The organism is Mycolicibacterium phocaicum (assembly GCF_010731115.1).
GTDB lineage: Bacteria > Actinomycetota > Actinomycetes > Mycobacteriales > Mycobacteriaceae > Mycobacterium > Mycobacterium phocaicum.
The window spans coordinates 1315140-1338491 of the sequence record NZ_AP022616.1 but is presented as its reverse complement, the minus strand read 5'-3'; the positions used below and the strand labels follow the sequence as shown (position 1 = coordinate 1338491).

Below are 23352 nucleotides of genomic sequence, written 5' to 3'. Positions count from 1 at the left end.
GTGGGGCGGTCTTCGGTAGTGGCTGCCGGGGCACGACCCCGGCCGCTTCGATCGACGGCCGTCAGCAATCAGCGGGATGGTTTTCGGGTTTTCTGGATGCTCACGTGTGACGATGCGACAGCTGTAACAAAGAGGAACCAGAAAAAACGGAACCCGCATAGGGCGGGCCCAGAGAGGTTATTGCGACATCCATGTCTGCAGTTGAAATTGAAGACGGCATTTTCGAGTCGACCGCCGTCATCGACAACGGGAGCTACGGCACCCGCACCATCCGCTTCGAGACCGGCCGTCTGGCACGTCAGGCCGCCGGCTCCGTCGTCGCCTACCTGGACGACGAGACCATGCTCCTGTCGGCCACCACGGCCAGCAAGAGCCCCAAGGACCACTTCGACTTCTTCCCCCTGACGGTGGACGTCGAGGAGCGCATGTACGCCGCGGGCCGCATCCCCGGCTCGTTCTTCCGTCGTGAAGGCCGGCCCTCCACCGACGCGATCCTGACCTGCCGCCTGATCGACCGGCCGCTGCGCCCGTCGTTCGTCTCGGGTCTGCGCAACGAGATTCAGGTCGTCGTCACCGTGCTGAGCCTGGACCCCAAGGATCTGTACGACGTCGTGGCCATCAACGCCGCATCGGCGTCCACCCAGCTGGCCGGTCTGCCGTTCTCCGGTCCCGTCGGTGGCGTCCGCGTCGCACTGATCGAGGGTCAGTGGGTCGCCTTCCCGACCATCGAGCAGCTGGAGAAGGCCGTGTTCGACATGGTCGTCGCCGGCCGCAAGGTCGAGGGTGACGTCGCCATCATGATGGTCGAGGCCGAGGCCACCGACAACGTCATCGAGCTTGTTGCCGGTGGCGCCGGTGCCCCCACCGAGGCCGTCGTGGCCGAGGGCCTGGAGGCCGCCAAGCCGTTCATCGCCGCGCTGTGCACCGCCCAGGCCGAGCTGGCCGAAGCCGCTGCCAAGGAGACCGGCGAATTCCCGCTGTTCCCCGACTACGCCGACGACGCCTTCCAGGCCGTCGCCGCGGTGGCCACCGACGCGCTGTCGCAGGCGCTGACCATCGCCGGCAAACAGGAGCGCGAAGAGCGCACCGACGAGATCAAGGTCGAGGTGCTCTCGCGCCTCGCCGAAACCTACGCCGGCCGCGAGAAGGAGATCGGCGCAGCGTTCCGCTCGCTGACCAAGAAGCTCGTCCGCCAGCGCATCCTGACCGACCACTTCCGCATCGACGGCCGTGGCATCACCGACATCCGCGCCCTGAGCGCCGAGGTCGCCGTGATCCCGCGGGCGCACGGCAGCGCGCTGTTCGAGCGCGGCGAGACCCAGATCATGGGTGTCACCACGCTGGACATGATCAAGATGGCTCAGCAGATCGACTCGCTCGGTCCCGAGACCACCAAGCGCTACATGCACCACTACAACTTCCCGCCGTACTCGACCGGTGAGACCGGCCGCGTCGGTTCGCCCAAGCGCCGCGAAATCGGCCACGGCGCGCTGGCCGAGCGGGCCCTGATGCCGGTGCTGCCGAGCGTCGAGGAGTTCCCGTACGCCATCCGTCAGGTCTCGGAAGCGTTGGGCTCCAACGGTTCCACCTCGATGGGTTCGGTGTGTGCCTCGACCCTCGCGCTGCTGAACGCCGGTGTGCCGCTGAAGGCCCCCGTCGCCGGTATCGCCATGGGCCTGGTGTCCGACGAGGTCGACGGCGAGACCCGCTACGTCGCGCTGACCGACATCCTCGGTGCTGAAGACGCCTTCGGCGACATGGACTTCAAGGTCGCCGGTACCAAGGACTTCGTCACCGCCCTGCAGCTGGACACCAAGCTGGACGGCATCCCGTCCAAGGTGCTGGCCGGTGCCCTGGCCCAGGCCAAGGACGCGCGTCTGACCATCCTGGACGTCATGGCCGAGGCCATCGACGAGCCCGACGAGATGAGCCCGTACGCGCCGCGCATCACCACCATCAAGGTGCCGGTCGACAAGATCGGTGAGGTGATCGGGCCCAAGGGCAAGGTGATCAACCAGATCACCGAGGAGACCGGTGCGAACATCTCCATCGAGGACGACGGCACCGTGTTTGTCGGCGCCTCGAACGGCGAGGCGGCGCAGGCGGCGATCGACAAGATCAACGCCATCGCCAACCCGCAGCTGCCCAAGATCGGCGAGCGGTTCCTCGGCACCGTGGTGAAGACGACGGACTTCGGTGCGTTCGTCTCGCTGCTGCCGGGCCGTGACGGTCTGGTGCACATCTCCAAGCTCGGCAAGGGCAAGCGCGTCGCGAAGGTCGAGGACGTCGTCAACGTCGGCGACAAGCTGCGCGTGGAGATCGCGGACATCTCGGCGGACAACCGTGGCAAGGGTCAGAAGATCTCGCTGATCCTGGTGGACGAAGAAGGTGCTGCGGCGACTTCTGCCGACTCCGCTCCCGCCGAATCGGAGACTGCACCGGCAGATGCCGCGCCTGCAAACTCCTAATTCGACACTGCGCAACGGCCGGGGTTCTTCAGCATCGCTGGAGGCCCCGGCCGCTGTGCGCAAGACCAATCTCCCAGGCGGGCTGCGGGTCGTCACCGAACACCTGCCGCACGTGCATTCGGCCTCGGTCGGGGTGTGGGTCAACGTCGGTTCGCGCGACGAAGGCCCCAGTGTCGCCGGCGCCGCGCACTTCCTGGAGCACCTGCTGTTCAAGTCGACGCCGACGCGCTCCGCTGTCGAGATCGCGCAGTTGATGGACGCCGTCGGCGGCGAACTGAACGCCTTCACCGCGCGCGAGCACACCTGCTACTACGCGCACGTGCTGGACAGCGACCTCGGGCTGGCCATCGATCTGGTATCGGACGTGGTGCTCAACGGTCGTTGTGCCGCAAGCGATGTCGAGCTCGAACGTGACGTGGTGCTCGAAGAGATCGCCATGCGCGACGACGATCCCGAGGACACCCTCGCGGACGTGTTCCTCGGCTCCATGTTCGGCACGCACCCGGTGGGACGTCCGGTCATCGGCAGCGTCGAATCGATCACGTCGATGACCCGCAACCAGTTGCACTCGTTCCACGTGCGCCGGTACACCCCGGACCGGATGGTGGTCGCGGTCGCCGGAAACATCGACCACGACGAAGTTGTGTCCATGGTGCGCAAGCACTTTCGGCCGCATCTGGTGCGCGGCCGGAAGCCCGTGCCGCCGCGTAAGGGGGCCGGCCGGGTGCCGGGCACCCCGACGCTGCAATTCGTCAAGCGTGACTCCGAGCAGGCCCACATGTACCTCGGCGTGCGCACGCCGGGCCGCAACTGGGAGCATCGCTGGGCGCTGTCGGTGCTCAACACCGCGCTCGGCGGCGGACTGAGTTCGAGGCTGTTTCAGCAGATCCGCGAGAACCGCGGGCTGGCCTACTCGGTGTACTCCACGATCGACACGTTCTCCGACGCCGGTGCGCTCTCGGTGTACTCGGCGTGCCTGCCGGATCGTTTCGATGAGGTCGTCCGCGTGACCACCGACGTGCTGGAAGATGTTGCGCGCGAAGGCATCACCGCCGACGAGTTGCGTATCGCCAAGGGTTCGATGCGCGGCGGTCTGGTGCTGGGGCTGGAGGATTCCGGCTCCCGGATGCACCGCATCGGCCGCGCCGAGTTGAACTACGGCAACCACAAGTCGATCTCGGACACGCTCGCGTCGATCGACGCCGTCACCCTCGAAGAGGTCAATGCCGTTGCACGCGAACTGCTGACGCGACCCTTCGGCGCCGCGGTGCTCGGGCCGCAGTCCAAGCGCTCACTGCCGAAGCAACTGCGCGCCCTCGGCTAGTGTCCTGAGTCATTAATTACGATCTAGTTGTTAGACTGGGTCGTGCCGACTCCGCGTGCTGCCAAGATTGTGTTGACCGCTGATGAGCGGGCTGAGCTTGAGGGTTGGGCCAGGCGTCGGACGAGTGCCGCAGGCTTGGCGATGCGGTCGCGAATTGTGTTGGCAGCTGCCGATGGTGGGTCCAATACCGAACTGGCGCAGCGGCTGGATCTGTCCATCACCACGGTGCGTCGGTGGCGTAATCGGTTCGTCGTGGACCGCTGCGACGGATTGCTCGACGAGCCGCGCCCGGGCCGGCCGCGTGTCGTGGGTGATGAGCAGATCAAGGATCTGATCACTGCAACGTTGGAAACGACTCCACCGGATGCCACGCATTGGTCGACGCGGTCGATGGCCGATCACCTGGGCTTGAGTCAGTCGATGGTCTCGCGGGTCTGGCGCGCGTTCGGATTAGCTCCGCACAAACAGGATTCATGGAAACTGTCCAAGGATCCGCTGTTCGTTGAAAAGGTCCGCGACGTGGTCGGTCTGTACCTGGACCCACCGGAGCGGGCGGTGGTGCTCTGCGTTGACGAGAAGACGCAGATCCAGGCTCTGAACCGCACCCAGCCGGTGTTCCCGATGCTGCCCGGTACCCCAGCGCGGGCCAGTCACGACTACATCCGCCACGGCACCTCGAGCCTGTATGCGGCCTTGAACCTGACCACAGGAACGGTGATCGGCTCACTGCACGCGCGCCACCGCTCCACTGAATTTCTCGCCTTCTTGAAGAAAATCGACGCCGAAGTCCCCGCCGATCTGGATTGTCACGTCGTGCTCGACAACGCCTCCACCCATAAAACCCCCGCCGTAAAGCGTTGGCTGACAAGCCATCCCCGCTTTGTGCTGCACTTCACCCCGACCAGCTCATCTTGGCTCAACCTGGTCGAACGGTGGTTCGCCGAGCTGACCACCAAGAAACTGCGCCGCGGCACCCACACCTCAGTGCGCCAACTCAACGCCGACATCCGAGCCTGGATCGACACCTGGAACGACAATCCGCGTCCCTACGTCTGGACGAAGACCGCCGACCAAATCCTGGCCAGCATCGGCAACTACTGCACTCGAATTAATGACTCAGGACACTAGCGATTCGTGCACGATAATCCGCGGTCAGCGCGGATTATCGTGCACAAATCACCTCAGCGGCTGACCCGAAGCGAGTTGTCGCGGCGCAACACAAAGAAGTACGGCTGGGATTCGCCGCGCAGGTCCATGGCGCCCAGGACCGCGTCATCGGACAGCTTGCGGAACACGTCGTTGATGGGCAGCTGGTCGTAAACCATTGTCGCGGTGTCGACTCCGCGGTAGCGCGTCGTGCGCAACCGGGCTTTGGCCGAGCGGGCCCGCAACAGCGGCTGCAGGGCGGCGATGGGCTTGGCAACCGAAATGCGGTGCAGCAGTGGCAGCTTGTTCGCCAGTCCGGCGCCGGAGAATGCCAGCACCGGGTTGAGCGGCCACAGTGTTTCGCCCGAGGCGTCGGGAAACAGCAGCGGGTGGACGGTCTCGGCGTCGACGAACTGCTTGCCCCACCAGCCGCTGGCTTCCAGCAGCCCGTCCATCGGATGCCCGGTGGGCACTTCCGCCCCGTGCCAGGTACCGATCATGAAGTCGGGTTCGACGGCCGGCGCGGCGTCGAAGATCTCGAGGGCTTCGACCGTCGTGGTCGGAGGGGCGGGCAGCAGTTCCTGCAAGAGCATGGTCACGACGATACTTGACACGTGTCAAAAACGACAGGTTGCCTCGTCGCCGGGTGATTTGTGCACGATTTTCCGCGCTCGGCGCGGAAAATCGTGCACAAATCCCGGTGAAAGTCATCGCCCGGCCAGCGCGACGCTGCGCTGACCGGGCGATGGGTATCGGGTTCGTGGGTTACAGCGCGACGCGGCCGAGCGGAAGGTCGAGGTCCGCGGCGACCTGGCTGCACAGCAGCTCGCCGTCGTGCGTCGACAGGCCCTTGGCGAGCGCGGCGTCGTTGCGGCACGCCGCCTGCCAACCCTGGTCGGCGAGCTTGAGCACGTACGGCAGCGTCGCGTTGGTCAGGGCGTAGGTCGACGTGCGCGGCACGGCGCCCGGCATGTTGGCCACGCAGTAGAAGACCGAGTCGTGCACGGCGAAGGTCGGGTCGTCGTGCGTGGTGGGCTTCGAGTCCTCGAAGCAGCCGCCCTGGTCGATCGCGATGTCGACCAGCACCGAGCCCGACTTCATGTGGGCCACAGTCGAATTGGTCACGAGCTTGGGCGCCTTGGCGCCGGGGACCAGCACCGCACCGATCACCAGGTCGGCCTGCTTGACGGCGTCTTCCAGGTCGAGGCTCGAGGAGTAGCGCGTGTGGATCCGGCCGCCCCATTCGGCGTCGATCCGGCGCAGCGTGTCGAGGTTGACGTCGAAGACGGTGACGTGCGCGCCCATGCCGCTGGCGATCTGTGCCGCGTGGAAGCCTGCGGTGCCACCGCCGATGACGACTACGTTGGCGGGGGCCACGCCGGGCACGCCGCCCATCAGGACGCCGCGGCCGCCGTGGCTGCGCATGAGGTGGTAGGCGCCGACCTGGGCCGACAGCCGGCCTGCCACTTCGCTCATCGGGGCGAGCAGCGGCAGGCGGCCGTCGGCAGTCTGAACGGTTTCGTAGGCGATCGAGGTGGTGCCCGACGCCAGCAGTGCGTCGGTGCATTCGCGCGAGGCGGCCAGGTGCAGGTAGGTGAACAGCGTCTGGCCCTTACGCATGCGGTGGTACTCGGCCGCGATGGGTTCCTTGACCTTGAGGAGCAGGTCGGCCTCGGCCCATACCTGGTCCGCGGTGGTGACGATCTGTGCGCCCGCAGCCTTGAAGTCGTTGTCCGCGATCGCGGATCCTTCGCCGGCCCCGGCCTGGATCAGCACCTCGTGGCCGTGCTTGATCAGTTCGGCGACGCCGGCCGGGGTGATGGCCACCCGGTACTCGTTGTTCTTGATTTCGGTCGGGATACCGACGTGCATCTGGGGTTCTCCTCAGGGCGGATCAGGTGGTGCCCTAAGTGTGAATAAACGTCGACTGACCTGCAATATCTGTGATTATAATTCTCAATATGGCACCCTCTGTTGAACGATCTTCGAAATCTGTAGTCCATGAGGGCTCGCAGCCGAAGGATGTTCAGCCCGTCGAACTCGACGACGTCGACCGGCAGATCGTGACCGCGCTACACGCCGACGCACGCATGCCCAACAGCGCGCTGGCGGAGCTCGTCGGGATCGCCGCATCGACCTGCCACGGCCGGGTCCGCCGGCTACAACAGCTCGGAGTGATCCGCGGTTTCCATGCCGACATCGATCCGGCGGCCATCGGCTTGGGCCTGCAGGCGATGATCTCGGTGAGCCTGCAATCCGGTGCGCGCGCACGAATTCGCGACTTCATCGCCCACATGCGACGGCTGCCGCAGGTGATGGACGTCTATTTTCTGGCCGGCGCCGACGACTTCATCCTGCACGTCGCCGCGCGCGACACCCCACACCTACGGGCGTTCGTGGTCGAGCACCTCAACGCCGACGCCGATGTGGCAGGCACCCAGACGTCACTGATCTTCGAGCACCTGCGTGGTGCGTCGCCGCTGTAACCGGTTGCGGCGGTTCAGGATTGGGTCGCGGTCCTGAGCTCGGAGAATGCCTCGCGGATGTGCTCGGCGAGGCTCCGCTCGGCCGGGTCGGTGAGCCAGTGTTCGAACGCCACCTTGAACACCGCGATACCGGCCTCGGCGACCAGGCCGGCCATGGGGTCGGCGACGCCGCGGCGGCGCAACGCATCGCAGATCGTCGTCGCCAGTGAAGCGAGCTTGATGAGTTCGCGTTCTTGCAGGCTCGGATTGGCGGCGATCACGGTCTGGCGCCGGCGCGCATGTGGGCGACGGTCGGCGAAGAAGTCGGACAGTGATTCCAGCGCGCCGGCGACGGCGTCGAGTGGCGCGGCGGCCGCCGGGGCGTCGTCGATCGCGGCTTCAAGTGCGTCGGCGAGTTCACGGCCCCGAAACAGCACCTCGCGTTTGTCGGTGAAGTGCCGGAAGAAGGTGCGTTCCGTCAGGCCCGCGCGGGCGGCGATCTCGGCGACCGTCGTCGCGTCGAAGCCCTGCTCCAGGTACAGGTCCAGGGCCGCCTGTTCCAGGCGGCCCTGCGCGTTCGGTTCCCATCGGCCCACGGGCGGATTGTAGGCGATGTCAGTCACTGCCACGACGCGCGATGACAGTGACTGACATGAGGTGTACGGTCGGTGATGTCATCCACTGACATCACCTGAGGAGCCAAATCATGCGCATATTCGTCACCGGCGCCAGCGGGCACATCGGATCCGTCGTCGTCCGCGAGCTACTGGAGGCGGGGCATCAGGTCACCGGACTGGCCAGATCGGACGCCTCGGCGAGTGCTCTCACCGCAGCAGGCGCCCAGGTGCATCGCGGCTCGCTCGATGATCCCGACGGGCTGGCCGCCGCGGCCGCTGCCGCCGACGGCGTCATCCACCTGGCCTTCAAACACGACTTCTCCAAGTACGCCGACTCGCTTCGGTTGGACCTGCGGGCAGTCGAAGCCATGGGAGAGGCCTTGGCGGGCACTGGCAAGCCGTTCGTGAACACCTCGGGCACGCTCATGCTGGCGTTCGGAGAGCCGGGTCGGCTCAATACCGAGGACGCCGAGGTCGACCGGTCGGGCCCGCGGGTGGCATCCGAACTCGCCACTCTGGGGTTGGCTGACCGCGGTGTGCGGTCATCGGTGATCAGGCTCGCGCCGACGGTGCACGGTGACACCGATTATCACGGCTTCATCCCGAGCCTCATCCAATTCGCCCGTGCGGCAGGACGATCCGGATATCAGGGCGACGGCTCGAACCGATGGCCGGCGGTACACACCCGCGACGCCGCACGGCTCTACCGGCTGGCCGTGGAGTCGGCGCCGGCCGGCTCGGTGTTGCACGGGGCTGCCGAGGAAGGCATTGCGTTCCGCGACATCGCCCAGGCCATCGGCGACGGGCTGGGTGTGCCGGTGCAACAGATTCCCGCCGACGAAGCTCCGGCGCACTTCGGATTTCTGGCGGGTTTCGCCGCGCTGGACAACCCGACGTCCAGTGCTCGGACCCGTGCTCTGCTCGGCTGGGAGCCGATGCATCCGACCCTGCTCGAAGACCTCAAGGCCGGTCACTATTTCGTGCCCCGGGCCGGCTAGCTGCTGACCAGCTCCGGATGGAACTTGGTCACCAACCGGCGGACGCCGTCGCGCCAGTCGACCGATGTTCCGCCGATCAACTCGTGCATGCGGGTCGTGTCGGTCGGGCCGCCGCGCAACGCGTTCGGGTCCTCGGTGAACACCGGCTCGCGGCCGACGAGCTCACCGATGTAGGCGCACCATTCCTGCAGGCTGACGGTCTGATCGCCGCACCAGTTCACCGTGGTGGCGGGGACCGACGCGACATCCAGCAGTTTGGGCAGGGTCGCCAGGATGTCGTCTTCATGGATCGGGTTGTACTGTGCCGGGCCGCCCGGCGGCACCGGGATCGGGATGCCCGCCAGGATCATCTCCATCTGGTAGTACGGCCAGCCGCCGTTGTCGCCGTAGGGCACGTTGAACCGGGCGATGGTGGCCGGCAGATCCAGTGCGCGGGACATGGTGCGCACGACCGTCTCGCCGGCGATCTTGGAGATCGAATACGTGGGGAAGAGGTGCTTGTGGTTGTCGCCCAGCGCCGCTGACTCGGAGCGCGGCTCATCGCCGGGCGGGTCGTACACCGCGGCCGACGACGTGTGCAGGAACGCCTTGGCCTCGCGGCAGTGCGCCATCAGCAGTCCCACGGTCTCGGCGTTGGCGGCGAGGTCCTTGTCCCACCGGCCGGTCTTGGCCACCGCCAGGTTGACGACGTAGTCGAAATCGGTTGGCAGCGAACTGAAGTCGCCGACCGCGAGGTTGACCGCCGCGCACCGGACGCCGGCCTGCTCCAGCTTCTGCTGGGCCTGCGGGTTGTTGAACCGGGCGACGCCCCAGACCTCGTTGTCGGCCGCCAGGGCAGTGGCGATCGGGGTGGCCACCTGGCCGGTGACTCCGGTGATGAGGATCTTGGCGCCGCGCATAAGGCTGATAGTAGGTAGGCGGCTAGGGTTGACCTCATGCGAGTCGGAGTTCTGGGTGCCAAGGGCAAAGTCGGTGCGACCATCGTCGAGGGTGTGGAAGCCGCCGACGATCTGACGTTCACCGTCGGCGTCGACGCCGGTGACGAGCTGAGCCTGTTCACCGAGAGCGGCACCGAGGTCGTCGTCGATTTCACCCACCCTGACGTCGTGATGAACAACCTGAAGTTCCTGATCGAGAACGGCATTCACGCCGTCGTCGGGACCACGGGCTTCACCGAGGAGCGCCTGACCCAGGTGCGCGAGTGGGTGGCCGCCAAGCCGGGCGTCGCGGTGCTCATCGCCCCGAACTTCGCCATCGGCGCGGTGCTGTCGATGCACTTCGCCAAACTGGCTGCCCCGTTCTTCGAGTCGGCCGAGGTCGTCGAGCTGCACCACCCGCAGAAGGCCGACGCGCCGTCGGGCACCGCCACCCGCACGGCCCAGCTCATCGCCGAGGCGCGAAAAGGCTTGCCGCCCAACCCCGATGCCACCAGCACGGGCCTGGAGGGTGCGCGTGGCGCGGAAGTCGATGGCATCCCCGTGCACTCGGTCCGGCTGCGCGGCCTGGTGGCGCACCAGGAGGTGCTGTTCGGCACCCAGGGGGAGACGCTGACCATCCGGCACGACAGCATCGACCGCACGTCGTTCGTGCCGGGCGTGCTGCTCGGTGTCCGCGAGGTCGCCAAGTACCCAGGGCTGACCATCGGCATCGAAAAGCTGATGGGGCTGTGACGGGCCGGTGATGACCAAACCCAGCCCGCAAGTGCTGCGCATCCAACTGGTCGTGGCCTTTTTGTGCGTGGCGCTGGTGGTCTATTTCTGGATCATGGGCCGCTCCGGCGTGATCCTGATGAAGTCCGGCGAGCCTGCCGCCATCGGGCTGGGCATCGGCATCTTCGTGCTGCCGCTGATCGGCCTGTGGGCCATGGTCGCCACGCTGCGGGCCGGCTTCGCGCACCAGCGGCTGGCCCGGCTGGCCCACGAGGAGGGCGTCGAGCTCGACGTCAGCGACCTGCCCAAGCGCCCGTCGGGCCGTATCGAACGCGACGCCGCCGACGCGCTGTTCGAGTCGGTGCGCGACGAGGTCGAGGCCCGCCCTGATGATTGGCGGGTTTGGTACCGGCTGGCCCGGGCATACGACTATGCGGGGGACCGCAGCCGGGCCCGCGAGACCATCCGCAAAGCCGTCCGTCTGGAGCAAGCTTCCCGATGAAACTCCTTGTCGTGCACCACACTCCGTCTCCGAACTGTCAGGAGATGTTCGAGGCGGTGCTCGCCGGGGCAACAGATCCCGAGATCGAGGGCGTTGACGTCGTGCGCCGTCCGGCGTTGACGCTCTCGGCTGCCGATGTGCTGGACGCCGACGGCTACCTGCTGGGCTCGCCGGCGAATCTGGGGTACATGTCGGGTGCCTTGAAGCATGCGTTCGACCAGATCTACTACCCGTGCCTGGACGCGACACGTGGCCGGCCGTTCGGTCTGTGGCTGCACGGCAACGAGGGCACCGAGGGCGCCGAGAAGGCCGTCACCGCCATCACCACCGGGCTGGGCTGGGTGAAAGCGTCTGACTACGTGGTGGTTTCGGGTAAACCCGGCAAGGCCGACCTGGAGGCGTGCTGGAACCTGGGTGCCACCGTCGCCGCGACGTTGATGGGTTGAGTCCGACCGAGGTCTACGTCATTGGGCCGCCGCCCGCACTTCGGCGAGGCAGCAGAACCATTGACCCTGACGTGACGGCGCACCGCACTCGAACAATTGCGCCATGGATTCAGGATCAAATGTGAAAACGCCGTATGGTGATTGACGTTTGCGTCGATCAGTGAGGAGCCGACCATGGGAATCGCGGACCTGGCGCTGGGAGCCGCGCCGCTGGCCGGGGGCGCGCTGCTGGGGGCTGTCGCGGGCAACCTGAAGCCGCCGGACGTGCGGGCCGCGATCAAGGCCGACATGGACCTGCTGGACCGGATTCCGGCCGAGCAGACCGAGCGCCGTGCCGAGCTGCAACGCACCATCGACATGCGGATCGACGAGGTCATCGCCGCGGTCGACCGCAGCCGTCAGCTCAAGTCGACGGCGATCGGCTACGCGTTCAACCGCGAGGGCCGGCTGCGCGACATCCTGGTCTTCATCATGGCCGTGCTGTTCTGCATCATCTGGTGGAACCTCAAGCACTCCCGCACCGGCTGGCTGCCGATGTTCATCGCGCTGATCGTCTTCACCGTGCTGTCCGGCTGGTACGCGCTGCGCGGCATCGTCCGGGCGTTCTCCTCGGTGCTGCACCGCAAGAAGAAGACCGGGGACGCCGCTCAGTAGTGGTAGGTGTCCGACGGCGCCGACACGTGGTCGGGGTCGTCACCGAACATCGACGGGTGGATACCGTACGCCTTCGCCAGATCCAGAATCTTGTTGGCGCGGGCGATACGCGGCAGGTCCGAACCGTTGCGGATTTCGCCACCGTCGCGCTCGAACTCCGCGAAAAACTCCTGTGCCCAAGCGATTTCGTCCAGTGACGGGGACAGGCCCTCGTTGACGGTCCCGCACTGCTCGGGCGTGAGGCAGATCTTGCCGGTCATGCCGAACTCGGTGGAGACCGCGGTGGCCTCGCTGAGCTTGCGGCTGCTGGACCCGATGGTCGGGCCGTCGATGGCACCGGGCAGATGCGCGGCCTTGGCGGCGATGGTGAACCGCGAGCGGGCGTAGGCGAGCGTCGCGGGGTTGTCGCCGAAGCCGGTGTCGCGGCGGAAGTCACCGATACCGAAGGCCAGTCGGAACGTGCCCTTGGCCGACGCGATCTCGGTGATGCGCTCGAGTCCGCGCGCCGTCTCGACGAGCGCGACGATCGGCACGTTGGGGAGCCGCTTGGCGGTCTCGGTGACGTGGTCGACGGACTCGACCATCGCCAGCATGATGCCGCCGACGGAGGTCTTCGACAGCATCTCCAGGTCGTCGGCCCACCACGGGGTGCCGAAGCCGTTGACGCGCACCCAGTCGGTGTTGCCGTCACCGAGCCAGCGTGCCGCGTTGTCCCGTGCCGAGTCCTTGTCCTTGGGCGCTACCGCGTCCTCGATATCGATGATGACGATGTCGGCGCTGGAGCGTGTCGCCGGCGAGAACCTGTCGAACTGCGAACCATTGACCAGCAGCCAGCTGCGCGCGAGTACGGGATCCAGTCGGGATCCGTGCTCGTTGGCGTCGGGTTCGTAGCTGCTGGTCTGGTCGTACACCCGTCAATCGTCCCGCACCGCGGGAGGTACGCCGGCCCCGGGGGTTACTTCAGTGCCGCGCCGAACACCCGCTCCATCGCATCCCAGTGCCGCTGCGCCGTGGCCTCGTCGTAGGCGCCGGCGTTGTCGGGCACCGCGAAACCATGCGCTGCGGGGTAGAACTCGACGGTGTGCTCCACGCCGGCGTCGGTCAGGGCGCGGCCCAGGATCTCACCCTGCTCGGCGGTGAACGATGCGTCGTTCGAGGCGGCACCCACGTAGACGACCGCGCTGATCTGGTCAGCGCGCAGGTGCGGGCTGTCGTCGGTGTCGGTGACCAGGCCACCGCCGTGGAACGACATCGCCGCGGCGACGCGGTCGGGTAGCTTGCCGGCGATGATGAACGACGTGCGGCCGCCCATGCAGTAGCCCGTGGTGCCGAACTTGTCGCCCGTGACATCCGGCCTGGCCGCCAGATAGTCGAAGAAGGCGCCCGCGTCCGTGACCATGACGTCCTGCGTGACGGTGCGCATCAGGCCGAACAACCGCCCGCGCTCGGACTCGTCGGAGAAGGCGGTGGCCATGTCGAACGGCGCCCAGCCCGCCTGGCGGTAGTAGATGTCCGGCACCAGCACCACGTAGCCCAGCGCGGCGAGTCGCGCGGCCATGTCGTCGAAGGTCTGCCGCGGGCCGCCGGCGTCCGGGTACATGACGACCGCGGGCCACGGCCCGGTGCCTTCCGGAGTGGCGACGGTGACGGCACAGCTGCCGTCGGCGGTGGTGATGGAATCCTTGGTCACAGGCATGGCTTCCGTTCTACTCTCCGCCCCGGAACGTAAGCTGAGGGCGTGGCTGTGCCGACTCCTTACGAAGACCTGCTGCGCCTCGTGCTGGAACAGGGCACGCCCAAATCTGATCGCACCGGGACCGGCACCCGGAGCCTGTTCGGACATCAGCTGCGCTACGACCTGGCCGCCGGGTTCCCGCTGCTGACCACCAAGAAGGTGCACACCAAGTCGGTGATCTACGAGCTGCTGTGGTTCCTGCGCGGTGACTCGAACGTCCGGTGGCTGCAAGAGCGCGGTGTCACGATCTGGGACGAATGGGCTTCGGAGACAGGCGAACTCGGGCCGGTGTACGGCGTCCAGTGGCGGTCGTGGCCGACGCCGTCGGGCGAGCACGTCGACCAGATCAGCGCGGCGCTCGAGATGCTGAAGACCAACCCGGACAGCCGGCGCAACATCGTCTCGGCGTGGAACGTCGGCGAGATCGCCCAGATGGCGCTGCCGCCATGCCATGCGCTGTTCCAGTTCTACGTCGCCGACGGCAAGTTGAGTTGCCAGCTCTACCAGCGCAGTGCTGACCTGTTCCTCGGTGTGCCGTTCAACATCGCCTCCTACGCACTGCTGACGCACATGATGGCCGCCCAGGCGGGCCTCGAGGTCGGCGACTTTGTCTGGACCGGCGGCGACTGCCACATCTACGACAACCACGTCGAGCAGGTGCAGTTGCAGCTGTCGCGCGAGCCCCGGCCGTACCCGGAACTGGTTCTCGCGCCCCGTGATTCGATCTTCGACTACCAGTACGAGGACATCGCGATCGTGAACTACGACCCGCACCCGGCCATCAAGGCTCCTGTTGCGGTCTGACGCCGTGAAGTTGATCTGGGCGCAGGGCAACGGTGGTGTCATCGGCCGCGACAACGACATTCCCTGGCAGCTGCCCGAGGACATGGCGCACTTCAAGGAGCAGACGCTCGGGCAGACCGTGGTGATGGGCCGGCTCACGTGGGAGTCGTTGCCGCCGCGATTCCGGCCGCTGCCGGGCCGGCGCAACATCGTGGTCAGTCGCGATGCGGGCTATGTCGCCGAGGGCGCCGAGGTCGTGACGTCGCTGCCCGCCGAGATCGATGGCTGGGTGATGGGCGGGGCGCAGCTGTACGCGCTGGCGCTGCCGGTCGCGACGCTGTGCGAGGTCACCGAGATCGACGTCGACGTGCCCGGCGGCGACGCGTTCGCGCCGGCGTTGGACGACTCCTGGACCGTCACGCACAGCGAGTGGCTCACCAGCAGGACCGGCTTGCGCTACCGGTTCTGCACCTATCAGCGGTAGCCGGCGAGCCGCCGGACGTCGGGGTCGGGATCGTGGGCGGCCAGGTCGGCGACTCGGGCGCGCAGCGCCGCGACGTCGTCGGGGTCCAGGCCTTCGGGTCCCATGGGGCCGGTCAGATCACCGATGACGATGACGGCATGCCGCCGGATCAGCGGCTCGGCGCGATCGAGCCCCAACCGGGCGCCGGGGAGATCGGCGGCGTCCAGCGTGCAGTAACCCTGACCCGGCGCCAGCTCCTGCGCGACCAGCGCCGCGACGGCCGGATCGACGAGCCCGGCGGCCAGCAGCGCGTAGTCCAACGGCCGATGGCTGCGGCCGTGATCGCGGAACGACCGATACGGCGCCGTGACGGCGGCGGCGCGGCTTGCGGCGGGCAGGTCGATGGCCAACACCTCCAAACCAAAGCCCAGCCGCCCCAGCGCGGTGGCCGCCCAGTCGTGGCCCGGACCACGAAGCGGCACCGCTGCCCACAGCGCCTCGATGACGTCAGGCGATGCGATATCGAGGTCGGCCAGCAGCTTGGCGCCCAGCCAGGCGGTATCCCGGCGCTTCAATGCCGCGATGGCCACCGGCACCGCTGCGTCGCCGAGATCGAGCAGCAGCGTCCGGGCACGTTCCTGACCCAGGTCTCCCGGCGGCCCCGGCGCCAGTCCGGATGCCGCGGCGAGTGCGGTGACCCGCTGCTCGACCGGCAGCGCCAGGACCGCGCGCTCGGCCTCGTCGGCTGCGACGTACTCGGGGAAACACCGCTGCAGTTCGTCCGGGGTGAGTGAGCGCACCAGGAGGTCGCCGTCCTCGTCGTCGAGGTAGACGACGACGTCGGCCGGCAGGGTGCCGTCGGTCACCAGCGCGGCCCGCATGCCGGCGGCGATGGTCAGCATCGCCTGCGCGAACCGGTCCCAGGCCTGGTCCCACTGGGCACGTGGCAGGCCCGACACCGCCTCGACCAGCCGGTCACCCCAGTCGCCGGCGGTCTCGCTCCACTCGTAGTCCTGGTGCTCCCAGTCGGGTGGGCTGAACCGGCAGGACGGCTCGGGCACCGTCTCCTCGGTGGCCAGGGCCAGATTGGGCAGGTAGATGACACCGGTCGTCTCGGCGTAGAACTCGCTGAACGCCACGGCGTACGGCTGTTGCCCGGCGGCGGCGCCGACCAGCGCGCGCACCGCCGAGACCGCGGCGGCGGTCAGGCAGGTTTCGAACCCCGCCCAGTCGAACCGCACCGGTGCCTACGCCTCTGCTGGCGCCACGTCGGCGCCCGTGCCCTTCACTGAGGATTTCGCGCGCTTCTCGGCGCGCACGGCCTTGCCGTTGCGCACGAACCCGGTCGGGGAGACCGCCGCCGACAGCAGGGCGTCCTCACCGCCGACGAACGGGTGGAAGCCCACGCCGGCGCCGCCGCGGCCCTTGACCGGGATGTCGGCGACTTCGGTTACCTTCCAACCCTTTTCGGACGTCGACAGGATTGCTTCGCCGTTGCCGCAGGTGATCGGCAGCGCGGCAATGACTTCGTCACCGTCGCCGGCCAGCTTCACACCCGCCACGCCATTACCCGCCGCACCCTGTGGATTTACCGCGGCCGGGTCGATGCGCAGAATCTTGCCGCGCCGCGTCACCAGTGCCAGGTGGTAGCCGGGCGTCAGCACACCGGAGCGCAGCAGCCCCGTGATATCCGGGGCCACCGGGATGTCGCGGGTCTTGAACGGCAGGCCGTTGCCGTTGGTGAACTTGATGCGCCCGTCGGTCCACACCGCCCATCCCAGCCCAGCCGAGAGCAGGTCGCCGTGGCTGTCGGAGAACACGCCCCGATCGTCAAGGCGCCAGTTGGCGTTGACCTTCTTCTCCCGCGGGCCGTCGTCGTCGGAGCTCGACGCCGTTGGGGTGCCCTCGAAGTCCAGGACCGTCCGGCGGTCGAACTCGGGCCCGGCGAACAGCTTCGCCGTCTCCTTCAGTTCGTTGTCGATCACCACGCGCCGGGCGTCCGGATTCGACACCAGCTCGGTGAGTTCCGCGAATTCGGCGTCGAGCTTGTCCGCCTCGGCCTGCAGTTCGATGACGTCGAGCTTGGTCAGCCGCCGAAGTTGCAGTGCCAGCACGTAATTGGCCTGCTCTTCATCGATCTCGAAGTGTGCCTGCAGACCCCGGCGGGCGTCGTCGACGCTGTCGGATGCGCGGATGATCGCCACGGCGGTGTCGATGTCGAGGTGGATCTTCATCAGGCCCGACACCAGATGGCGGCGCGCCGTGACCTTCTCGAGCCGGTACTGGCTGCGGTGCAGCACCACGGAGTCGCGCAGGTGCAGGAACGCGCCGATCAGCTCGCGCACCGTCCACCAGCGCGGCACGCGGTCCTCATCGAGCGCGACCAGGCTGGCGGCGAACGTCGACTCGAGCGGCGTCAACGCGAGCAGCTGGTCGCGGATGGTCTCGGCGGCATGGCCGCGTTTGGCGGTGACGACGATCCGCAGCCCGTTACGGCGGTCGGTCAGGTCGGACATGTCGGCGACACCGGCCAGCTCGCCGGACTCGACCAGCGCCCGAATCCGGTCCTGCACAGTGTTGCTCGCGACACCGGGCGGCAGCTCGGTGATCACGACGTTCTTGCCGTCGACCGACAAGGTGCCGCGCACGGTGAGCGCACCGCGGCCGGTGGTGAGGTACTCGCGCAGCCCGGCGGTGCCGACCACCGTCGCCCCACAGCCCCAGTCCGGACCGGGGATGAGTTTGGCCAGCCGGTCGTCGGTCATGTTCGGGGTCTTGAGCAGCGCCCGGCAGGCCGCCATGATCTCGCGCGGATTGTGCGCGGGCACCTTGGTGGCCCAGCCTTCGGCGATGCCGACCGCGCCGTTGCACAGGAGCACCGGCCACTGGGCCGGCAGCATCGTGGGCTCGATCCATTCCCCGTCGAACGTGGGCACCATCGGCACCGCGTGGTCGTCGAGTTCGGCGGTCAGCGCCGCACCGGGTGCGGACAGCCGCATCTCGGTGTACCGGTCGGCGGCCGGAATGTCGCCCTGGATGCGCGGGAAAGCGCCTTGTCCGTCAATGACTTTCACGCGCTGGAACTCGGCGGCCATCAGTGCCGCGGCGCCGTACATCGACGCGCCGCCGTGCGGGTGCAGGTTGCCGGTGACGGCCGAGCAGACCTTCGAAGACTTCTGCGGCTTGTTGCCGGGCAGCAGTTTCGAGTCGTGCATCTGGTACAGCAGCCGGCGCTGGCCCGGCTTGAGGCCGTCGAACGCCGACGGGATGGCGCGGTCGCTGACGCTGTAGAGCGCGAAGGTCAGCTGGTAGTGGTTCCAGTAGTCGTCGGCGCTCTGGTCGAGGACCAGGTCCTGATTCTGCTCAGGAACGTCCAGGGTCGAGGTCACAGTTGACTCTTTCTAGTCCAGGTCCAGCGCAAGGGTGTCGACGACGGCGGCCACCTCGGCCATCCACGAGCGCCGGCCCTCGGGCGGCCCGCCGAACAGGGTGTGGTGCAGCTTCTTCTCGGCGTCGTCGAGATGCACGCGAATCACGGTGCGGCGCTGCGGATCCAGCACGGTGTTCCAGAAGTCGTCGGCGTCCATTTCACCGAGACCCTTGTTGCGCTGGACTTCCACCCGGCGCTTCGAGCGCGCCTTCAACTCAGCGACGGCAGTGTCGCGCTCGGACTCGTCCTGGCAGTAGATGCGCTCCTGACCGTCTTTCACCACGAACAGCGGTGGCAGCGTCACGTAGACCATGCCGGCCGCGACGAGCGGGCGGTAGAAGTCCAGGAACATCGAGATCAGGCTCGAGTTGATGTTGCCGCCGTCGGGGTCGGCGTCGGAGGCGAACAGGATCCGGTCGTAGCGGCACTGCTCAGGGTCGCAGTTGTCGCGCACGCCGCAGCCCAGGATGCGTTCGATGGAATCGAATTCGTCCTTGACCCGCGCCTTGTTCACCGTGAAGCCATAGACGTTGGGCGGCTTTCCTTTCAGCGGGAAGGCGGCCTGGAAGGTGGCGTCGCGCGCCGCCTTGATGGTGCCCAGCGCCGAGTCGCCCTCACAGAGGAACAGTTCGGCGCCCGAGCCGCGGCCGGTCTCGCGGCTGGGTAGCAGTTTCGGCGGCAGCGACAGGTTGGTGCCCAGCCCCTTGGCCTTCGAGGCCGCGCGGGACCGCGCCTTGGCGCCCTCCGCGCTGCGGCGCGCGCGGGCCGACTCCAGCGCCAGCTTGGTCCACAACGACACCGTTTCGCTGTTCGCGGGATTCGCCGCCCAGACGTTGACACTGCGTGCCACATCCGGAGCCATCGCGACGTTCAGCGAACGCGACGAGACCGCGGTCTTGGCCTGGGAGTCCCAGCCCACGTCCGGGGCGCGGGTGTCCACCGCGAGAGCGGTGACCGCGGCGAAATCCTGCGGTTCGGGTCCGTCCTCACCCTTGGCCAGACCCAGATCGCGGATCCGGGACGCGCGGTCGGCGAGCGCCTCCGACAGCCCCTTGATGGCGGCGGTCAGGTGCGATCCGCCGCCGGGGGTGCGCACGGTGTTGCAGAACGCGGCCACTGTGGTCGGCTCGGCCGGACCGGCGGTCAGCGACCAGCGGAACGGGGTGGGGCCGCGCCCGGTGGTGTACTCGCCGCGGCCTTCGACCACGGCGCGGACCGGGGGCAGGGGAGTGCCGGCCGAGGTGCACATGAGGTCCAGCAGCGCTTCGGTGCCCCAGGGCCCGTTGAAAGGCTGCAGCAACGCCGGCGGGACCTCCTCGCCGGGCCAGCCCTCGTCGACGACGGTCAGGTGCACACCGGGGCACATCCGGGCGGCGGCGTGGGCGCGCAGCAGGACCTCGGCGATGTCGACGCTGGCGTCCGGCACGACGGCCTGGTCGAACAGGATGCGCACCGTGGTGCCGTGGGCGTCGGGCTTGCGGTTGCCGGTACCGCGCAGTTTCTGGTTGTCGGCGCGGGTGAACTCGGCGTTCGGGTCGAACTCCTTGCCCTCGAACGTGCCGGGGTAGCCGTGGCCGAAGCTCTGCAGGTAGGTCTTGCCGGCGCGGCGCACCGTGACGTCGGTGCGGGCCGAGATGAACACCGCGGCCGCGGCGCCGATGCCGTTCAGGCCGGCACCGGTGCTGGTGGCGTCGGTGTGGGCCGAGAACTTGCCACCGGCGCGCGCCGTCCCGAGGGTCTTGACGATGCCGTTCTTGCCGGTCACCGGGTCGGAGTCGATGGGAAGGCCGCGTCCGTCGTCGGCGACGCTCACCGAGCCGTCGGCATGCAGGGTGATGGTGACGGTGGATCCGCCGTGGCTGGGGTCGGCGACCTCTTCGACCGCGTTGTCCACCAGCTCGCGCAAGGCGGTGTTGAGCACGTCCAGGCCCAGGTTGACCGCCGGTCGCAGGCGGGTGTGCTGAACATCGTCGAGTTCGGTGATGTCCGCAGCGTTGTAGCTCACTGCTGGTCCTTTCCGTCAGGGCCGGTCGGGAGCGACCGAAGCCCCAAAACAGGGTGTGCCGCAGGAATGGTAGGCGGTTCGGCCGACAACCTTGCAGATCCATGCGCGAGTTTGTCGGTGGTCTGCGCCACGATGGGACAGTGGCAGCACTCACCACGGTCCAGGCCCGTCGCATCGCCGTCGCCGCCCAGGGCTTTCACGAACCCAAGCCGACCGGACCGGTAACCCGGGCACACCTGAAGCGTTTGCTGTCCAGAATACAAGTGCTGCAGTTGGATTCGGTATCGGTCTGCGTCCGGGCGCATTACGCGCCGGTGTTCAGCCGGCTCGGCGCCTACGATCGGGAGGCTCTCGACGCGCTGGCGTGGAGCCACAGTGCGCGCTCGCCGCGGCATCTCATCGAATATTGGGCGCACGAGGCGGCGTTGTTGCCGGTCGACGACTGGCCGCTGCTGCGCTGGCGGATGCGCGAATACACGCACGGTCGCTGGGGCACGGAGATCGTCAAGCGCAACGGTGAGCTGGCCGAGAAGATCGTCGCCGCCGTCGCCGAACTCGGGCCCTCGACCGCCGGACAGATCGAGGCACACCTGGAGGCCGAACCCCGCGGCGCCAAGGGGCCGTGGTGGGGGCGCAGTGACACCAAGTGGGTGGCCGAGGCGCTGTGGTCGTCGGGCGTGCTCACCACCGCCACCCGGGCCGGGTTCGCGCGGCATTACGACCTGGTCGAACGGGTGCTGCCGGCGGAGGTGCTGGCCCGGGAGGTCTCCGACGACGAGGCGGTCCGGCAGTTGGTGCTCAAGGCGGCCGGGGCGCTGGGCGTGGGGACCGAGGCCGACATCCGCGACTATTTCCGTCTGGGTGCCCGTCAGGTGAAACCCGCACTGGCGGCGCTGGTGGCGTCCGGAGAGCTGGAGCCCGTCGCGATCGAGGGAGTCCCGGCCTACCTGCGGGCCGGCCAGAAAATGCCGCGGAGCGACCGCGGGACCGCGCTGTTGTGCCCGTTCGACCCGCTGATCTTCTTCCGGCCCCGGGTCGAGCGACTGTTCGGCTTTCACTACCGGATCGAGATCTACACCCCTGCCGCGAAGCGCCAATTCGGTTACTACGTGTGGCCGTTCCTGCTCGATGGCCAGTTGGTCGCGCGCGTCGACCTGAAACGGACCGCCGACGCGTTGCACGTGGTGGGTGCGTTCGCCGAGGACGGCCGGGACCGGGCACAGGTGGCCGCGGCATTGGTCCCGGAGCTGCAGTCGATGGCGACGTGGCTCGGCGTCGGCGATGTGACCGTCGGGGAGCGCGGTGATCTGGTGGCCGAGCTGCGGCGACGGATTTAGCCTGACCGCTGACCAGGTCGGTGGTGTATGTTGTGGTGTATGAAGCGCACCAACATCTACCTTGACGAGGAGCAGGCGGCGCTTCTCGACCAGCTGGCTGCGCAGGAGGGGCTATCCCGGGCTGAACTGATTCGCCGCATGCTGGACAAGGCGTTGACCGGCGGTGGCGACAGCACGCTGGAAGCAGATGTCGCCGTGCTCAACGACTCGTTCGGCGTGGCGTGCGATATCGCGTGGCCGGTGCGGGAAACGGGTGACCGCGAGGAGCATCTCGAGCAGGTCTGGAACCGCACCCAATGATGCTTGTCGACTCCGACATCCTGATTGCCCATCTTCGCGGCATCGAGGTGGCACGCGACTGGTTGGTCAGTGCGCGTCGTGCGGGACCATTGTCGATCAGCGTCGTCACGGTGACCGAACTCGTCGGCGGTATGCGCTCACCCGAACGCCGGGCTGTGTGGCGGCTGCTCGATTCGATGACGGTCAAGCCCATCAACGAACTCGTCGCGCGACGCGCCGGAGACTTCATGCATGAACACCGTCGAAGCAACAGCGGTATCGGGCTTGCCGACTACCTGATCGCCGCGACAGCTGAGATCAACGGACTCGACCTCGCGACCTTGAACATCAGGCACTTTCCGATGTTCGACGGACTGGAAGCGCCATTTGCGCTGCCGGCGGCGCCTCAGTGAAGCGGTCGCAGAACCAAATTACTGTCGCTTGTCGCAGAGTTGCGGGCTGCTTCTAACCTCTGGCATAGCTGACCACTTCGATATCGTTCGCCGACGGCGGGCAGGTGGGAGGTGTGCAGTGACCGCAGCAGTCGGACGGTGTCGCGTTCTTTCGGTGATGCGCTCATTCAGCGGCCGCCGATGACCTGGGTGACTACGGCCTGCAGGTCAGCGCCTTCGGGACCCGAGATTCGCGTTTCGCGATCGAAGGTGGCGGTGCCGGAGGAGTCGATGCTGAAGTTGCCGATTTGGGGTTGGTCGCCGCCGGTTACTTTGAAGACCACCGTGGTCTTGGCCGGCAGCGGTCCGGTGCCGGTGTAGTGCGGTTCGATGGTGTACCGATAGTTGCATCCGGCGGACCCGAAGCACTTCTGCTCGGTCACGAGCACGCCGATGCGGAAATCGATGGGTCGCGGAGCCGCGACTTTGGCAGTCGACGTGGTACCGACTGGCGGCTGGGAGTTCCCGAGGATCGAAGCGCCGCGGGAGTCCGTCGACACCTGAGGTGTGCATCCCGCGCACAGTGCGGAGGCGACGGCGAGGGGAGCGATGAGTTGGCGAATCATGTTGTGTTCCTTCGTGAGGAGGGCAATTGGTGT

At 67.5% G+C, this 23352-nt stretch carries 24 protein-coding genes; 14 read left to right on the top strand and 10 right to left on the bottom strand.

Translation table 11 applies throughout. From position 1 onward, the window contains the following. Positions 1–191: 191 nt before the first annotated feature. The 3 genes from G6N46_RS06510 to G6N46_RS06500 are packed head-to-tail and all read left to right on the top strand — an operon-like array spanning position 192 to position 4920. Positions 192–2468 (top strand): polyribonucleotide nucleotidyltransferase, encoded by a 2277-nt coding sequence (locus tag G6N46_RS06510; RefSeq protein ID WP_138248934.1) that lies wholly within the window; start codon positions 192–194, stop codon positions 2466–2468. After that, positions 2446–3792 carry a M16 family metallopeptidase gene (locus tag G6N46_RS06505; protein ID WP_138248935.1) on the top strand — a complete coding sequence of 449 codons (1347 nt, stop codon included), beginning with the start codon at positions 2446–2448 and terminating at the stop codon, positions 3790–3792. The genes G6N46_RS06510 and G6N46_RS06505 overlap by 23 nt, the downstream gene beginning before the upstream one ends. A 42-nt stretch (positions 3793–3834) precedes the next feature. Continuing rightward, positions 3835–4920, top strand: coding sequence for an IS630 family transposase (locus tag G6N46_RS06500; RefSeq protein ID WP_138248936.1), 1086 nt, complete (start codon positions 3835–3837; stop codon positions 4918–4920). 53 nt (positions 4921–4973) lie between these two features. Here the strand turns inward: G6N46_RS06500 and G6N46_RS06495 are convergent, their stop codons facing one another. Further along, a complete protein-coding gene (locus G6N46_RS06495; RefSeq protein WP_138248937.1) occupies positions 4974–5531 on the bottom strand; it encodes a DUF4334 domain-containing protein in 558 nt (185 codons plus the stop codon). 172 nt (positions 5532–5703) lie between these two features. Further along, positions 5704–6810 carry an alanine dehydrogenase gene (gene ald / locus G6N46_RS06490; protein WP_138248938.1) on the bottom strand — a complete coding sequence of 369 codons (1107 nt, stop codon included), beginning with the start codon at positions 6808–6810 and terminating at the stop codon, positions 5704–5706. A gap of 89 nt (positions 6811–6899) precedes the next feature. Between ald and G6N46_RS06485 the strand changes: the two genes are divergently transcribed. After that, on the top strand, positions 6900–7424 hold the full coding sequence (locus tag G6N46_RS06485; RefSeq protein WP_138248939.1) for an HTH-type transcriptional regulator AldR: 525 nt from the start codon (positions 6900–6902) through the stop codon (positions 7422–7424). 14 nt (positions 7425–7438) lie between these two features. On the opposite strand, the gene G6N46_RS06480 is transcribed toward G6N46_RS06485, so the two are convergent. Then, a complete protein-coding gene (locus G6N46_RS06480; RefSeq protein ID WP_138248940.1) occupies positions 7439–7999 on the bottom strand; it encodes a TetR family transcriptional regulator in 561 nt (186 codons plus the stop codon). A gap of 110 nt (positions 8000–8109) precedes the next feature. On the opposite strand from G6N46_RS06480, the gene G6N46_RS06475 reads away from it, so the two are divergent. Continuing rightward, on the top strand, positions 8110–9018 hold the full coding sequence (locus tag G6N46_RS06475; RefSeq protein WP_138248941.1) for an SDR family oxidoreductase: 909 nt from the start codon (positions 8110–8112) through the stop codon (positions 9016–9018). Here the strand turns inward: G6N46_RS06475 and G6N46_RS06470 are convergent. Beyond that, complete coding sequence (locus tag G6N46_RS06470) at positions 9015–9917, bottom strand: NAD-dependent epimerase/dehydratase family protein (RefSeq protein WP_138248942.1); 903 nt, start codon at positions 9915–9917, stop codon at positions 9015–9017. The two genes, G6N46_RS06475 and G6N46_RS06470, sit on opposite strands and share 4 nt — an antisense overlap. Before the next feature lie 36 nt (positions 9918–9953). Here G6N46_RS06470 and dapB point away from each other — a divergent pair, with 36 nt between their 5' ends. The 4 genes from dapB (at position 9954) to G6N46_RS06450 (ending at position 12269) form a co-directional block, all read left to right on the top strand. After that, positions 9954–10688, top strand: coding sequence for a 4-hydroxy-tetrahydrodipicolinate reductase (dapB, locus tag G6N46_RS06465; protein WP_138248943.1), 735 nt, complete (start codon positions 9954–9956; stop codon positions 10686–10688). A 10-nt stretch (positions 10689–10698) separates the two neighbouring features. Then, positions 10699–11169 (top strand): tetratricopeptide repeat protein, encoded by a 471-nt coding sequence (locus G6N46_RS06460; RefSeq protein WP_138248944.1) that lies wholly within the window; start codon positions 10699–10701, stop codon positions 11167–11169. Then, a complete protein-coding gene (locus G6N46_RS06455) occupies positions 11166–11615 on the top strand; it encodes a flavodoxin family protein (RefSeq protein WP_138248945.1) in 450 nt (149 codons plus the stop codon). Before G6N46_RS06460 ends, G6N46_RS06455 begins: the two co-directional genes overlap by 4 nt. Before the next feature lie 174 nt (positions 11616–11789). Further along, positions 11790–12269, top strand: a complete 480-nt coding sequence (locus tag G6N46_RS06450) for a hypothetical protein (protein WP_138248946.1) — start codon at positions 11790–11792, stop codon at positions 12267–12269. Here G6N46_RS06450 and G6N46_RS06445 read toward each other — a convergent pair. Continuing rightward, positions 12263–13180: an HpcH/HpaI aldolase/citrate lyase family protein gene (locus G6N46_RS06445; protein WP_064859426.1), complete on the bottom strand. Its 918-nt coding sequence runs from the start codon at positions 13178–13180 to the stop codon at positions 12263–12265. The genes G6N46_RS06450 and G6N46_RS06445 overlap by 7 nt on opposite strands. Positions 13181–13224: 44 nt before the next feature. After that, the gene (locus tag G6N46_RS06440) at positions 13225–13965 is read right to left on the bottom strand and encodes a dienelactone hydrolase family protein (RefSeq protein ID WP_138248947.1); all 741 of its coding nucleotides are present in this window, start codon (positions 13963–13965) and stop codon (positions 13225–13227) included. A gap of 42 nt (positions 13966–14007) precedes the next feature. Between G6N46_RS06440 and G6N46_RS06435 the strand changes: the two genes are divergently transcribed. Together G6N46_RS06435 and G6N46_RS06430 are read left to right on the top strand one after the other, a co-directional pair. Next, positions 14008–14808, top strand: coding sequence for a thymidylate synthase (locus G6N46_RS06435; protein ID WP_020101908.1), 801 nt, complete (start codon positions 14008–14010; stop codon positions 14806–14808). Between the two features lie 4 nt (positions 14809–14812). Continuing rightward, positions 14813–15271 carry a dihydrofolate reductase gene (locus G6N46_RS06430; protein WP_138248948.1) on the top strand — a complete coding sequence of 153 codons (459 nt, stop codon included), beginning with the start codon at positions 14813–14815 and terminating at the stop codon, positions 15269–15271. On the opposite strand, the gene G6N46_RS06425 is transcribed toward G6N46_RS06430, so the two are convergent. From G6N46_RS06425 to G6N46_RS06415, 3 genes are read right to left on the bottom strand one after another with little or no spacing between them, the layout of a single operon-like run. Next, complete coding sequence (locus G6N46_RS06425) at positions 15262–16491, bottom strand: DUF4303 domain-containing protein (protein WP_138248949.1); 1230 nt, start codon at positions 16489–16491, stop codon at positions 15262–15264. The two genes, G6N46_RS06430 and G6N46_RS06425, sit on opposite strands and share 10 nt — an antisense overlap. Positions 16492–16497: 6 nt before the next feature. After that, complete coding sequence (locus G6N46_RS06420) at positions 16498–18639, bottom strand: DNA gyrase subunit A (RefSeq protein WP_138248950.1); 2142 nt, start codon at positions 18637–18639, stop codon at positions 16498–16500. Positions 18640–18651: 12 nt separating this feature from the next. Further along, positions 18652–20685, bottom strand: coding sequence for a toprim domain-containing protein (locus G6N46_RS06415; protein ID WP_138248951.1), 2034 nt, complete (start codon positions 20683–20685; stop codon positions 18652–18654). A gap of 140 nt (positions 20686–20825) precedes the next feature. On the opposite strand from G6N46_RS06415, the gene G6N46_RS06410 reads away from it, so the two are divergent. The 3 genes from G6N46_RS06410 to G6N46_RS06400 are packed head-to-tail and all read left to right on the top strand — an operon-like array spanning position 20826 to position 22714. Beyond that, positions 20826–22022, top strand: a complete 1197-nt coding sequence (locus G6N46_RS06410; RefSeq protein ID WP_138248952.1) for a winged helix-turn-helix domain-containing protein — start codon at positions 20826–20828, stop codon at positions 22020–22022. A gap of 39 nt (positions 22023–22061) precedes the next feature. Continuing rightward, positions 22062–22322 carry a ribbon-helix-helix domain-containing protein gene (locus tag G6N46_RS06405; RefSeq protein ID WP_064859434.1) on the top strand — a complete coding sequence of 87 codons (261 nt, stop codon included), beginning with the start codon at positions 22062–22064 and terminating at the stop codon, positions 22320–22322. Continuing rightward, complete coding sequence (locus G6N46_RS06400) at positions 22319–22714, top strand: type II toxin-antitoxin system VapC family toxin (RefSeq protein WP_138248953.1); 396 nt, start codon at positions 22319–22321, stop codon at positions 22712–22714. The genes G6N46_RS06405 and G6N46_RS06400 overlap by 4 nt, the downstream gene beginning before the upstream one ends. A gap of 167 nt (positions 22715–22881) precedes the next feature. Here G6N46_RS06400 and G6N46_RS06395 read toward each other — a convergent pair whose 3' ends face one another. Continuing rightward, complete coding sequence (locus G6N46_RS06395; RefSeq protein ID WP_064859436.1) at positions 22882–23319, bottom strand: hypothetical protein; 438 nt, start codon at positions 23317–23319, stop codon at positions 22882–22884. Between the last annotated feature and the right edge of the window lie 33 nt (positions 23320–23352).